This window comes from Nocardioides sp. zg-1228 (assembly GCF_017086465.1).
Taxonomy (GTDB): domain Bacteria; phylum Actinomycetota; class Actinomycetes; order Propionibacteriales; family Nocardioidaceae; genus Nocardioides.
The window spans coordinates 1,063,819-1,076,272 of sequence record NZ_CP070961.1; the positions used below are offsets into that span (position 1 = coordinate 1,063,819).

Genomic DNA, 12,454 nt, shown 5'->3' on the forward strand with positions numbered 1-12,454 from the left:
GCCGGGGGCGAAGACGCGGGGCGGTCAGGTCGAGCGCGGGGCGTACATGATCACCGCGACGCCGACCAGGCAGACCAGGGCGCCCGCGAGGTCGTAGCGGTCGGGTCGGAACCCGTCCACCGCCATGCCCCACGCGAGCGAGCCGACGACGAACACCCCGCCGTAGGCCGCCAGGATCCGCCCGAAGTTGGCGTCGGGCTGCAGCGTCGCGACGAGGCCGTAGAGGCCCAGTGCGATGAAGCCGGCGCCGACCCAGAGCCAGCCGCGGTCCTCGCGGATGCCCTGCCAGACCAGCCAGGCACCGCCGATCTCGACCAGGGCGGCGAAGGCGAAGAGGACGAGCGACATCACGACGGACATGTCCGGGAGTCTGGCAGCCCGAGGTGCTGCGACCCGGGCCCGCGCCCACTGGCGGCTCAACCGGTGGAGACGTACTCGATGTGGATCGGTGGGACTGGCCCGCGCCGGATCGTGGCGATCGGCGGCGGCCTGGTGGTGAAGGTGCGGCCGGTGGGGAGGGTCGTGGTCACGCTCCCGTCCGGCCCGGGCCTGGCCCGCCAGCGGTGGGCCTTCTTCGCGTAGTTGCAGGCCTCGCACAGCCCTTGGGCGTTGTGCGCGGACGTCGCGCCACCGGCGGCCCGGGGCTCGACGTGGTCGATGTGGCGCACCGGTGCGTCGCACCACGGGCTGCGGCAGGTGCGGTCGCGCAGTCGGACGAAGCGGGCGAGGCTGCCGCGGAACGTGCGCGTGCGGGCGTCCATCGTGACGAGCTCGCCGGTCGTCGGCGAGGCGTAGAGACGGCGGATGCTCACCTCCTCCTCGGCGGTGAGGGCGCCGCAGACGATCTCGCGCGCCAGCTCGGCGGGGATCGGGCCGAAGCCCTCGAGGTGCGCCTCGTCGTCGGCCCCGCCGAAGAGGGCGTGATCGCTCATCACGACCCCCAGGGCGACCGGGGTGACCGGGACGCTGACCGGGCCGGCCGTGGCGTCCCCGAGCACGGTGGCGACCAGCAGGTCTGCCATGACCTGGCCGCGCCCGCGCTCCTCGCCCCGCGCCCGGGCGCGGTCGGCCTCGCCGGTCAGAGCGGTGTAGACGGCCACGCCGTCCTTCACCGGGAGGAGGGCGGTGAGCCAGGTCATTGAGTCGGGCGCGGGACGCAGGGTCACCCGGCGCTCGGACTCCGCGTGCCGTCGGCGGGCCACGCACGCCGCGGGGTCGAGTCGTTCGGACTCCACGCGTAGCCGCGCGAGCAGCCGACGTGGGCTCAGCTGCTCGAGGGCGTCGGAGTCGCCGGCGACGATCTCGTCGACGGCGAGCCGGTGCTCGAGCGGCAGACAGGCGGTCTCGCGGGCGATGATGGTGGTCGTCCACTCGTCGATGCGCCCCTCGAGCCACGCCGCCCACGTGTGCGGCAGCTCCGTCGGGACGACGCGGGCCAGGCTCACGTGCCGTCGGCCGCGGTGGGGCGACTCGCGCCGCGCGGCCGCGACGACGTTGCCCACACCGGCGCCGAGCTCCTCGGGCCTCGCGCCGGCGGCGGCCTGATCCTGCGTGAGCAGCTCGTCGAGTCGACCGGTGAGCTCTGCCTGGACCGCGCCCACCACCCGACCGAGCGTCTCCAGCTCGCCGAGCAGGTCGACCAGCGCGGCCGCGTCGAGCTGCGGCGCGGTCGCCACCGAGGCACGCAGCCGCCCGCACATCGCCGCGACGTCGGCGACCTCGACGACGGGGGAGGCGCCGGGGGAGGCGTGCTGGGGCGGGCTGGTGGTCATGGCGCCACCGAAGCAGCCGCTCCGGACAGTCCGCTCCGCTCGTGGCGACCGGCTGTGGAGAGCCGCCCGTCGCGTCCGCCTGTGGATGATCGGCGGCTTGCTTCTCCTCCTCCCGGCGGATCCGGTCACCCGTCTCGCGATCTACCCTCGCCCCATGTCGAGCACGAGTCAGCGCGTCCTCACGTGGTTGGGCGTCGACGACGAGTGGGAGCGGCCGAGGCCGCCGATCGGTCGCCAGGACCTCGTGCTCGCCGCGAGTGTCGAGGCGGTCAGCCTGCTCGCACTCGAGCTCGTGCGCAGTGCCGGCGGCTTCGAGCACACCGACGGGCCGGTCTGGGCGCAGTGGCTCGCCGTGTCCACGGGAGCGGCGCTGCTGCTCGGTCGCCGCCGGTGGCCGCTCGTCGTCGCGAGCCTCGCGGCGCTGCACATGTTCGTCGCCGGAGTGACGATGCCTCAGGTGATGGGGCAGCTCTCGCTGCAGATCGTCTACTTCGTGGCGCTGCTGTCCGGTGTCGCCTACGCCCGCGACCGGCGGGCCATGGTGGTCGTCATCGGCACGATCCTGCTGTTCATGTTCGCGTGGATCACCTGGCAGTTCGCCGTGGGATCGGCCGCGCAGGAGATGGTGGACGAGTTCGAGGATGCCGAGCGCGTCGGGGCGTTCGCGCCGATCCCGGCTACGGTGGCCATGACCCTCCTGGTCAACGTGATCTACTTCGGTGGCGCCATCGTCGGCGGTGGGGTGGCCTGGCGGGCGGCGCGCCAGCGCCTGCGCCTCCAGGAGCAGGCCGCCACGATCGCTGCCCAGGAGGGTCGGCTGCGCGAGCAGGCCGTCGTCGACGAGCGGCTGCGCATCGCCCGCGAGCTGCACGACGTGGTCGCCCACGGAGTGTCCGCGATGGGCATCCAGGCCGGGGCCGCGCGGCGGGTCCTCGACCGCGATCCCGACGCGGCGCGCACCGCGCTCTCGCGCGTGGAGGAGGCCTCTCGCGATGCGCTCACCCAGATGAGGCGCCTGCTCGGCACGCTGCGCGCGGGCTCCGTCGACGGCGGAGCCGAGGGTGGGCCCGACGCCGCGGACGGCGGCACCGGAGCGCGTACGCCGGAGGCGGGCGTGGACGACCTGCCCGAGCTGGTCGCGCAGACCTCCCGGCAGGGCCTCGCGGTGCGCCTCGACGTCGTGGAGGAGCAGTCGTCCGCCGCCAGCCGGTTGCCGCGCGGGATCGGGCTGGCGATCTACCGCACCGTCCAGGAGGCACTGACCAACGTGCGTCGTCACAGCACCGCCGACGCGGTCTCGGTGGTGGTCCGGGTCGACGAGGCGGCGGCGTACGCGGAGGTCGAGGTCGTCGACAACGGGCGACCGCGGCACGGCACCTCGGGCAGCGGCCTCGGCCAGCTCGGCATCCGGGAGCGCGCGGCCACGCACAACGGCAAGGTCGACATCGGCCCCCGCGTGACCGGCGGCTACCGCGTGCGCGTGCGCTACCCCCTGGCGGCGTCGTGACCGACCGACCGCTCACCGTCCTGCTCGTCGACGACCATGCGATGGTGCGTTCGGGCTTCGCCATGGTGCTGTCGGTCGAGGACGACATCGAGGTCGTGGGAGAGGCGGCCGACGGCATCGAGGCGATCGAGCGGGCCCGCGCCACGCGGCCCGACGTGGTGCTGATGGACGTCCAGATGCCGCGGATGGACGGCATCGAGGCGACCCGCCACCTCGTCGCCGACGACCTCGGGCACGTCGTCATCGTCACGACCTTCGACCGCGACGACTACCTCTTCGACGCCCTCCGGGCCGGGGCGAGTGGCTTCCTGCTGAAGAACGCCGGCCCGGAGCAGCTGCTCGACGCCGTACGCGCGGCCGGGCGCGGGCACGCGCTGCTCGCGCCGGAGGTGACGCGGCGGGTGATCGCCGAGATGGCCGGCGGCGCCCGCGGCGAGACGTCGGCAGGCGGGTCGAGCCCCGCGACCCGGGCCGAGCCCAAGGAGCTCGCCCTGCTGACGGCCCGTGAGCGGGAGGTGCTGACGCTGCTGGGCCGGGGACTGTCGAACGGCGAGGTCGCGGCGACGCTGGTGCTCGGCGAGGCGACGGTCAAGACCCACGTGTCCAACCTGCTCGCCAAGCTGCACCTGCGCGACCGCGTGCAGGCGGTCATCTACGCCTACGAGGCCGGCCTCATCCTCCCGGCGGAGGACTGAGCCAGGCGGGTCGCACCTCCATCCCACATCCCCCCGACCTCCACCGCACCTCCACCCCAGAGCTCCCTCCGGCGACGGATCACAGGCGGGTCGCGCACCACTAGCGTCGTCGCCATGCTGGAGATCAGGGAGCTGACCAGACGGTTCGGTGACAACACCGCCGTCGACCACGTGTCGTTCGAGGTGCCGGCCGGGCAGATGACCGGCTTCGTCGGCGGCAACGGCGCGGGCAAGACCACGACCATGCGGATGATCATGGGCGTGCTCGGCATCGACGAGGGCGAGGTGCTGTGGCACGGCCGGCCGATCACCCGGCTGGACCGCCGCCGCATCGGCTACATGCCCGAGGAACGCGGCCTCTATCCCAAGCAGCCGATCCTCGACCAGCTCGTCTACATCGCCCAGCTCAAGGGCATGGACCGCACCGCGGCCCGCGCCGAGGTGGCCGAGCTGCTGGAGCGGTTCGGGCTGGGCGAGCGGACCAAGGACCACCTGGAGAAGCTGTCGCTGGGCAACCAGCAGCGGGTGCAGATCATCGCCTCGGTGCTGCCCAGGCCGGCCGCGCTCGTGCTCGACGAGCCGTTCTCGGGCCTGGACCCCCTGGCGGTCGACTCGATGGTCGACCTGCTGCGCGAGTACACCCGCGACGGGGTGCCGGTCCTGTTCTCCAGCCACCAGCTCGACCTCGTCGAGCGACTGTGCGACCGCCTGGTCGTGCTGTCCCACGGACGCCGGGTCGCCGCCGGGACGGTCGCGGAGCTGCGCGACGCGGGGGTGCCGCGCTTCCGCCTCGTCCTCGGCGGCGACGCCGGTTGGGTCCGCGGCCTGCCGGGTCTGGAGGTGCTCGACATCGACGGCGCGACCGCGCTCGTCGAGGTCCACCAGGACGGCGCCGAGCAGCACCTCGTCGCCGAGGCGACCGGCCGCGGCCACGTCCACGAGTTCGTCCGGGTCCGCCCGGCCCTGAGCGAGATCTACCGGGAGGCCACCGCATGAGCACCCACGACGACACCCGAGACGACAACCGCGACGCACGAGGGTCGACCGGCGAGCCGCCCTGGCTGCTGGTCACCCGCCGCGAGGTCGTCTCGCGGATCACCGACAAGTCGTTCCTGCTCGGCACCGCGTTCATGGTCGTGCTGATCGCCGGCTACATCGGCTTCACCGCCTGGCAGGCCGAGCGCACCGACCAGGTCACCCTCGCCGCCACCCCGGACGCCGTCGCGATGGCGAGCGCCATCGCCGAGGGTGCTCCCGCGGTGGACGACCGGGTGGAGGTCACCCTCCTCGAGGTCGACGACGCCGACGCCGCCGAGGCGGTGCTCCGCGCCGACGAGGCCGACGCGTGGCTGCATCCGGTCGACGGCGGCTGGCAGCTCACCTCGGAGTCCAGCGAGCAGGACGCGCTCACCGACGTCACGCGCGTGATCGTGGCCGAGCAGGTGCTGGCCGACAACGCCGCCAGCGCGGGCACCACTGTCGACGCGCTCCAGGCCGGCAGCACCGTGTCGACCGAGTTCCTGCGCGGTGACGCCGAGAAGGCGGGTGTCGCCGAGGCGGTCGGTTTCGTGTTCGTCTTCCTCTTCTACTTCGCCGCGCTGATCTTCGGCATGCAGCTCGCGTCGTCGGTGATCGAGGAGAAGCAGAGCCGCATCGTCGAGATCATCGCCGCCGCGATCCCGCTGCGCCACCTGCTGGCCGGCAAGGTGCTCGGCAACACGGCGCTGGCGATGATCCAGCTGCTCGTCTACCTCGCGGTCGGCCTGGTGGGGCTGTCGTTCACGCCCTACAAGTCCTACGTCCCGGCGCTGTCGGGCCCGACCGCGTGGTTCATCGCGTTCTTCTTCGCCGGCTTCGTGGCGCTCGCCTGCCTCTGGGCGGTCGCGGGGTCACTCGCGTCGCGCACGGAGGACCTGCAGTCCACCTCGACGCCACTGACGATGCTGATGCTGGTGATGTTCTTCGGCGGCGTCTCCCTCGACGGGCGGGGACAGGTGATCGCGTCGTTCGTGCCGCCCGTGTCGGCCGTCGTGATGCCCAAGCGGATCCTGGCCGGCGGGGTCGAGTGGTGGGAGCCGCTGCTGGCGCTGGGCCTGCTCGCCGCCTTCGCCGCGGTCACCGTCTGGATCGGCGAGCGCCTCTACCGCCGCGCCCTGCTGCAGACCGGCGGACGCGTCAGCCTCCGCCAGGCCTGGGCCACTGCCGAGTGAGCCGGGCGGGGACCTCAGAAGAGGTCGACCACCGACGAGGTCCCCGCCACCACGGCCCAGAACCGCAGGCCGCGCCCCAGCAGGCCGGTCACCATGAAGATCCAGAACGGCACGCGCAGGGTGCCGGCGAGCACCGCGGTGACCGCGTACGGCGGGATGCCGGTGCTCGCGGACACGAAGAGCAGCCCGGCCGTGAACCACGGACGGCCCTCCGCCCGCTCGTGCCACTTGTCGAGCGAGGCGCGGACCTTCGGCTTCTCGAGGTGCTTGTGCACCCAGGGGGCCCGGTCGAGGTGCATGCCGCCCCAGTACCAGAGGATCTTGCCGAGCATCTGCCCGATCGTGGCCGCGAGAAGCAGCCCCCAGGCGCTGCCGGGGGACCGGCTCACCGCGACCACGAGGATCGCCTCGATGTTGATGAGCGGCACCAGGGCGGACGCCATCGAGGCGCCAAGGACGCTCCAGAACAGCATCAGCGAGTCGCCCCGGGCACCGGCAGGCCGATCCGGGTCAGCCGGTGCAGGGACACGCACTTGAGCACCAGCAGCGCGGTGGCGATGGCCAGCCCGACCCACATCCAGCCGGTGACCAGCAGCAGCACGGCGAACAGCGCGCTGTTGACGGCCTTGGCGGGCTTGGACCAGTTCCACAGCCAGATCCACCGGTCGACGACGAAGAAGTAGTTGGGACTGCGGATCGGCCAGGCCAGGAACGCGATCGACAGGAAGCAGTCGATCACCATGAACTCGGCCAGGTAGACGAAGATCGCCGGCGACAGGTCGGGCTGCAGCCACGCGAGCCCGATGTAGAACGCCGCGGCGTTGAAGCGGTCGCACATGATGTCGAGCACCGCGCCGATGCGGGTCTCGCAGTCGCGGACCCGGGCGTAGAAGCCGTCGAGCATGTCGCCCACCCAATAGACGACCAACGCGACGACCAGCAGCGTCAGGCTCTGCTGGTGGGCGGCCATGGCCGCGAGGACGACGGAGGCCACGGTGCGCACGCCGGTGATGACCGTGGCGCCGGTGAGCAGCCGCTCGTCCCGTACGCCGTAGACGCCCTCGGGGTCGACCAGCGGCGCTGCCACGCCGTCCGCCCCGCTGCCCACGTGCGAGATGCTATCGGCTCACGTCCACAGGTCGGGCCACGCGTGCCCCAGCTCGAGCACGAGGTCGCGCAGGAGGGGCAGGCTGACGCCCACCACGTTGTGGTGGTCACCCTCGATCCCGCGGACGAACGCGCCCCCGATCCCGTCGATGGTGAACGCGCCGGCCACGTGCAGCGGCTCGCCGGTCGCGACGTAGGCGTCGACCTCCGCGTCGCCGACGTCCGCGAAGTGCACGAGGGTCGAACCGGTCGCCGCGACCGCCCGCCCGGTCGTCACGTCGCGCAGGCTGTGGCCGCTGTGCAGCACCGCGGTGCGCCCGCGCATCGAGCGCCAGCGCTCCCGTGCCTCGGCGGCGTCGCGGGGCTTGCCGAGCGCCTCGCCGTGTCCGGGCGTGCCCGGCGGCACCTGCAGCTCGAGCACCGAGTCGCACCCGAGGACGAGCGCGCCGGGAGGCAGGTCGTCACGCGCGGCCACGACGGCGCACTTGAGCTCGGCGAGTCGGAGCGCGAGCTCGGCCGGCGCCAGCCCGGTCAGCTGCGTCTCGTCGACCCCGCTCACGACGACCGTCGGCTCGATCCCGGCGGCGCGCAGCGTCGCCAGGCGGGCGGGCGAGGCGGAGGCGAGGACGAGGGGGACCCGGGCGGTCACAGCCGACCCAGCGCCGCGCGGAGCGGGTCGAGGCCGAGCGAGCCCAGGTCGAGCGCCGCCCGGTGGAAGGCGCGGAGGTCGAACGCGTCGCCCTGGCGCCGGCGCACCTCGGCGCGGGCGTCGAGCCAGATCCGCTCGCCCACCTTGTAGGACGGCGCCTGGCCGGGGAGGCCGAGATAGCGCTTGACCTCGAACTGGATGACCTCGTCGTCCATCCGGCAGTGCAGCCGCATGAACTCCAGGCCCAGCTCCGGCGTCCAGGTCTCGCCCGGGTGGAACGGCGTGCCACCGGGCCCGAGCCGGTTGTCCTCGGGGATCGTCAGCTCGAGGTGCATGCCGATGTCGACGATGACGCGCGCGGCGCGCATCGACTGCCCGTCGAGCATCCCGAGCAGGTCGGCGGGGTCGTCGAGGAAGCCGAGCTCCTCCATCAGCCGCTCGGCGTACAGCGCCCAGCCCTCGCCGTGCCCGCTGCACCAGCACATGAGGCGCTGCCAGCGGTTGAGGGTGTCGCTGCGGTAGGCGGTCTGGGCGACCTGGAGGTGGTGCCCGGGGACGCCCTCGTGGAAGACGGTGGTGACCTCCCGCCAGGGGTGGAAGTCCTCGATGCCGTCGGGCACCGACCACCACATGCGGCCGGGGCGCTCGAAGTCCTCCGAGGGGCCGGTGTAGTAGATGCCGCCGTCGTTGGTGGGGGCCAGCATGCACTCGATGCGCCGGATCGGGGGCGGGATGTCGAAGTGCACGTCGGCCATCTCGGCGATCGTGCGGTCGGCGAGGTCCTGCATCCAGTCGCGGAACGCCTCGCGGCCGTGGACGACGCGGTCCGGGTCGCCGTCGAGGTGGGCCACCGCGGCGTCGACGTCGGCGCCGGGCAGGATCCGCTCGGCGGTGGCGTCCATCAGGTCGGAGAGCCGCCGGAGCTCGCTCCAGCCCCAGGCGTAGGTCTCGTCGAGGTCGACCTCGGCGCCGAGGAAGTAGCGGCTGGCCAGCGCGTAGACCTCGCGGCCCACGCCCTGCCGCTCGCGACCCTGGGGCTCGAGCTCGTCGGTCAGGAAGAGCCCGAACGCCGCGGTGGCGGCGCTCGCGGCGCCGGCGAGCGCACGCAGGTGGGTCGCGTCGCCGCCGTCGAGGCGCTCGACGAGGTTGAGGTAGAAGTCGCCCGCCTCGCCGGTCTGCCCGGTCCAGCGCCGCACCTGCTCGGCCACCTCGGCGTACTGCCGGGCCGCGACGACGTGACCGCGGCGCGCCTCGTCGGAGAGCGTCACCCGCAGGCCCTCCAGGGCGGCCGGCACGCCGGCGAGGCGCGAGGCGATCGCCGCGACGGCCTCCTCGCCCTCGGTCGGCATCAGGTCGAACACCCCGCGGATCTCGTGCAGGGGGCTCCACAGGACCGACATGCGCGCGCGGTTGACGCCCGCCTCCTCCAGCTCGATCTCCAGCCGGGTGCGCTCGAGGAACGAGTCGCGCGCCGCGGCCTCGCGGTCGTCGACCGGGGTCGCCGCCTCGACCGCGGCGACGGCCCGGCGAGCCAGCTCGAGGCGGGCGTCGAAGCCCGCGGGGGAGTAGTCGGTCAGCTCGTGCTCGTGCCCGGCCACCCCGATCGAGGTGGCGGTCAGCGGGTCGAGGGCGCAGTAGTCCTCGACGTAGGCGTTGCAGAGGGCGTCGACGGTGCGTGGGCTCACGGCGCGACCCTAGCCGGGCCGTGGCCCGGGGGTCAGCCGGGCAGCCCGCTCGAGCGCCAGGACCCGGGGCCGTGGCGGTGCACACCGCGTACGCCCCGGGCGGGGTCGGTCCACGACGGCCGGGGCGGCGCCGGGGCCGCGCCGGCGCCGGGGCCCAGCGTTGACAGCACGGCCACCAGGGCGGCGACCTCCTCGGGCGTCGCGTCGGGGTTGACGATCCGCAGCAGCGGCGTCCGTGCGGCGGGGTCGGGCTGGCTCCCGGCGGCCATCAGGTCTCCCGTCAGGTCTCCCATCAGAGGGGGATGTTCCCGTGCTTCTTGGCCGGGAGGGCCTCCCGCTTGGACCGGAGCAGCCGCAGCGACCGGATGATCTCGACCCGGGTCTCGTGCGGCGCGATGACGGCGTCGATGTAGCCGCGCTCGGCCGCGATGTAGGGGTTGGCGAGCGTGGTCTCGTACTCGTCGACCAGCTCGGCGCGGCGGGCCTCGACGTCGCCGCCCTCGTCGGCGACGGCCTGGAGGGTCTTGCGGTGCAGGATGTTGGCCGCGCCCTGGGCGCCCATGACGGCGATCTGGGCGGTGGGCCAGGCGACGTTGATGTCGGCGCCGAGGTGCTTGGAGCCCATCACGTCGTAGGCGCCGCCGTAGGCCTTGCGGGTGATGACGGTGATCAGCGGGACGGTGGCCTCGGCGTAGGCGTAGATCAGCTTGGCGCCGCGGCGGATGATGCCGTTCCACTCCTGGTCGGTGCCGGGCAGGAAGCCGGGCACGTCGACGAAGGTGAGCACCGGGAGGTTGAACGCGTCGCAGAACCGGACGAACCGGGCGGCCTTCTCGGAGGCGTCGATGTCGAGGGTGCCGGCGAACTGCATCGGCTGGTTGGCCACGACGCCCACGGTGTGGCCCTCGACGCGGCCGAAGCCGACGAGGATGTTGGGAGCGAACAGCTCCTGGACCTCGAGGAACTCCTCGTCGTCGAGCACGGCGGTGATCACGTCGTGCATGTCGTAGGGCTGGTTGGGCGAGTCGGGGATGATCGTGTCCAGCGCCCGGTCGAGGTCGGTGACCTCCATCTGGGGCGCCTCGCCCGACTCGGGGTCGTGCACCGGAGCGGGGTCGAGGTTGTTCTGCGGGAGGTAGGACAGCATCGCCTTGACGTACTCGATGGCGTCCTCCTCGTCGGAGGCCATGTAGTGGGCGTTGCCCGACTTGGTGTTGTGGGTGCGCGCGCCGCCGAGGTCCTCCATCGAGACGTCCTCGCCGGTGACGGTCTTGATGACGTCGGGGCCGGTGATGAACATCGCCGAGGTCTGGTCGACCATGACGGTGAAGTCGGTGACGGCCGGGGAGTAGACGTGCCCGCCGGCGCAGTTGCCCATGATCAGGCTGATCTGGGGGATGACGCCGGAGGCGTGCACGTTGCGGCGGAAGATCTCGCCGTAGAGGCCGAGGGAGACCACGCCCTCCTGGATCCGGGCGCCGGCGCCCTCGTTGATCCCGACGATGGGGCAGCCGGTCTTGATCGCGAGGTCCATCACCTTGGTGATCTTCTCGCCGTAGACCTCGCCCAGCGACCCACCGAAGACGGTGAAGTCCTGGCTGAACACGCAGACCATCCGGCCGTTGACCTCGCCGTAGCCGGTCACCACGCCGTCGCCGTACGGCCGGGTCTTCTCCAGCCCGAACGCCGTCGAGCGGTGCCGCGCGAGCTCGTCGAGCTCGACGAAGGTGCCCTCGTCGAAGAGCATCTCGATGCGCTCGCGGGCGGTCCGGCGGCCCTTGGCGTGCTGCTTCTCGATCGCCTTGGCCGAGCCGGCGTGCACCGCCTCGTCGAGGCGCCGCTCGAGGTCGGCGAGCTTGCCCGCGGTCGTGTGGACGTCGATCTCCGACTGCGGGGGGACGTCGGTGCCTTCACCCGGCTGTGCGCTCACGCGGTGGCCTCCTGTGGGGTCGTGTCTGCTGCGAGACGGTGCGAGACGGTCTGGGGACCGGTGCTGCGCGCTCCGCCCGTGGGGCAATCTAGACCCCATGACGCCCGAGCCCGCACCGCGCCCACCCCTCGACCTCGACCGGCTGGTGGCCCCGGCGGGGTGGCGCGTCGAGGTCGTCGAGGCGGTCCCGTCGACCAACGCCGCCGTCGCCGAGCGGGCCCGCGCGGGCGAGGAGCCGGGCCTGGTGCTGGTCACCGAGCACCAGACCGCCGGACGCGGTCGCCTCGACCGCGTGTGGGAGACGCCGGCGCGCGCCTCGCTGACGTTCTCGGTGCTGCTGCGCCCCGACCTCCCGCCGTCCTCGTGGTCCTGGCTGCCGCTCCTCACCGGGTACGCCGTGCAGGCCGCGCTCGCCGACCGGCTGCCCGACATCGCCCTGAAGTGGCCCAACGACGTGCTCGTCGACGGCGCCTCGGGCAGCGGACGCAAGGTGTGCGGCATCCTCGTCGAGCGCGTGGCGACCGCCCACGGCCCGGTGGCGGTGGTCGGGGTCGGCATCAACGTCGACCAGACCCTCGACGAGCTGCCGGTCGCGCTGGCGACCTCGATCAGCCTCGAGACGGGCGAGCCGGTCGAGCGCACCGGCCTGCTCAGCCAGGTGCTCGGCTCGCTGCACGGCCTGCAGGGGCTGCTCGAGGACGTCGACTCGCTGCGCGCGGCGTACGCCGACGTGTGCGTGACGCTCGGCAGGACGGTCGACGTGCACCTGCCCGGCGGCGACGTACGTCGTGGCGAGGCGCTCGACATCGACGCGAGCGGCGCGCTCGTGGTCGGCACCGACGACGGGACGTTCGTCGTGGCCGCGGGCGACGTGGTGCACGTGCGTCCCGCCTAGTGAC

General features: G+C 73.1%; 13 protein-coding genes. 5 read left to right on the top strand and 8 right to left on the bottom strand.

What is annotated here, in order from left to right:
• Positions 1 to 24: 24 nt before the first annotated feature.
• Together JX575_RS05060 and JX575_RS05065 are read right to left on the bottom strand one after the other, a co-directional pair.
• Positions 25 to 360, bottom strand: a complete 336-nt coding sequence (locus tag JX575_RS05060) for a YnfA family protein (RefSeq protein ID WP_186341392.1) — start codon at positions 358 to 360, stop codon at positions 25 to 27.
• A 56-nt stretch (positions 361 to 416) separates the two neighbouring features.
• Positions 417 to 1,772 (bottom strand): HNH endonuclease signature motif containing protein, encoded by a 1,356-nt coding sequence (locus JX575_RS05065; RefSeq protein ID WP_186341393.1) that lies wholly within the window; start codon positions 1,770 to 1,772, stop codon positions 417 to 419.
• Between the two features lie 154 nt (positions 1,773 to 1,926).
• Between JX575_RS05065 and JX575_RS05070 the strand changes: the two genes are divergently transcribed.
• The 4 genes from JX575_RS05070 to JX575_RS05085 all read left to right on the top strand — a co-directional run bounded on the left by JX575_RS05070 (position 1,927) and on the right by JX575_RS05085 (position 6,184).
• Complete coding sequence (locus JX575_RS05070; RefSeq protein WP_186341394.1) at positions 1,927 to 3,279, top strand: sensor histidine kinase; 1,353 nt, start codon at positions 1,927 to 1,929, stop codon at positions 3,277 to 3,279.
• Positions 3,276 to 3,974, top strand: coding sequence for a response regulator transcription factor (locus JX575_RS05075; protein ID WP_277395313.1), 699 nt, complete (start codon positions 3,276 to 3,278; stop codon positions 3,972 to 3,974). The genes JX575_RS05070 and JX575_RS05075 overlap by 4 nt, the downstream gene beginning before the upstream one ends.
• Positions 3,975 to 4,088: 114 nt before the next feature.
• Positions 4,089 to 4,970: an ATP-binding cassette domain-containing protein gene (locus JX575_RS05080; RefSeq protein ID WP_186341395.1), complete on the top strand. Its 882-nt coding sequence runs from the start codon at positions 4,089 to 4,091 to the stop codon at positions 4,968 to 4,970.
• Positions 4,967 to 6,184, top strand: a complete 1,218-nt coding sequence (locus JX575_RS05085; protein WP_186341396.1) for an ABC transporter permease — start codon at positions 4,967 to 4,969, stop codon at positions 6,182 to 6,184. The genes JX575_RS05080 and JX575_RS05085 overlap by 4 nt, the downstream gene beginning before the upstream one ends.
• A 14-nt stretch (positions 6,185 to 6,198) precedes the next feature.
• Here the strand turns inward: JX575_RS05085 and JX575_RS05090 are convergent, their stop codons facing one another.
• From JX575_RS05090 to JX575_RS05115, 6 genes are read right to left on the bottom strand one after another with little or no spacing between them, the layout of a single operon-like run.
• Complete coding sequence (locus JX575_RS05090) at positions 6,199 to 6,657, bottom strand: VTT domain-containing protein (RefSeq protein ID WP_186341397.1); 459 nt, start codon at positions 6,655 to 6,657, stop codon at positions 6,199 to 6,201.
• On the bottom strand, positions 6,657 to 7,292 hold the full coding sequence (locus JX575_RS05095; protein ID WP_241005341.1) for a CDP-alcohol phosphatidyltransferase family protein: 636 nt from the start codon (positions 7,290 to 7,292) through the stop codon (positions 6,657 to 6,659). The genes JX575_RS05090 and JX575_RS05095 overlap by 1 nt, the downstream gene beginning before the upstream one ends.
• Before the next feature lie 18 nt (positions 7,293 to 7,310).
• Entirely contained in the window at positions 7,311 to 7,940 is a 630-nt protein-coding gene (locus JX575_RS05100; RefSeq protein ID WP_186341398.1) for a nucleoside triphosphate pyrophosphatase, read from the bottom strand.
• Positions 7,937 to 9,625 carry a DUF885 domain-containing protein gene (locus JX575_RS05105; RefSeq protein WP_186341399.1) on the bottom strand — a complete coding sequence of 563 codons (1,689 nt, stop codon included), beginning with the start codon at positions 9,623 to 9,625 and terminating at the stop codon, positions 7,937 to 7,939. The genes JX575_RS05100 and JX575_RS05105 overlap by 4 nt, the downstream gene beginning before the upstream one ends.
• Positions 9,626 to 9,657: 32 nt before the next feature.
• Positions 9,658 to 9,918 (bottom strand): acyl-CoA carboxylase subunit epsilon, encoded by a 261-nt coding sequence (locus JX575_RS05110; protein ID WP_206054521.1) that lies wholly within the window; start codon positions 9,916 to 9,918, stop codon positions 9,658 to 9,660.
• Complete coding sequence (locus JX575_RS05115) at positions 9,918 to 11,555, bottom strand: acyl-CoA carboxylase subunit beta (RefSeq protein WP_186341400.1); 1,638 nt, start codon at positions 11,553 to 11,555, stop codon at positions 9,918 to 9,920. The genes JX575_RS05110 and JX575_RS05115 overlap by 1 nt, the downstream gene beginning before the upstream one ends.
• Before the next feature lie 97 nt (positions 11,556 to 11,652).
• On the opposite strand from JX575_RS05115, the gene JX575_RS05120 reads away from it, so the two are divergent.
• Positions 11,653 to 12,450: a biotin--[acetyl-CoA-carboxylase] ligase gene (locus JX575_RS05120; protein ID WP_186341401.1), complete on the top strand. Its 798-nt coding sequence runs from the start codon at positions 11,653 to 11,655 to the stop codon at positions 12,448 to 12,450.
• Positions 12,451 to 12,454: the final 4 nt, after the last annotated feature.

Coding starts and splice junctions, on each gene's coding strand:
- JX575_RS05060 (WP_186341392.1), bottom strand. CDS start 360: ATGTCCGTCGTGATGTCGCTCGTCCTCTTCGCCTTCGCCGCCCTGGTC.
- JX575_RS05065 (WP_186341393.1), bottom strand. CDS start 1,772: ATGACCACCAGCCCGCCCCAGCACGCCTCCCCCGGCGCCTCCCCCGTC.
- JX575_RS05070 (WP_186341394.1), top strand. CDS start 1,927: ATGTCGAGCACGAGTCAGCGCGTCCTCACGTGGTTGGGCGTCGACGAC.
- JX575_RS05080 (WP_186341395.1), top strand. CDS start 4,089: ATGCTGGAGATCAGGGAGCTGACCAGACGGTTCGGTGACAACACCGCC.
- JX575_RS05085 (WP_186341396.1), top strand. CDS start 4,967: ATGAGCACCCACGACGACACCCGAGACGACAACCGCGACGCACGAGGG.
- JX575_RS05090 (WP_186341397.1), bottom strand. CDS start 6,657: ATGCTGTTCTGGAGCGTCCTTGGCGCCTCGATGGCGTCCGCCCTGGTG.
- JX575_RS05110 (WP_206054521.1), bottom strand. CDS start 9,918: ATGGGAGACCTGACGGGAGACCTGATGGCCGCCGGGAGCCAGCCCGAC.
- JX575_RS05120 (WP_186341401.1), top strand. CDS start 11,653: ATGACGCCCGAGCCCGCACCGCGCCCACCCCTCGACCTCGACCGGCTG.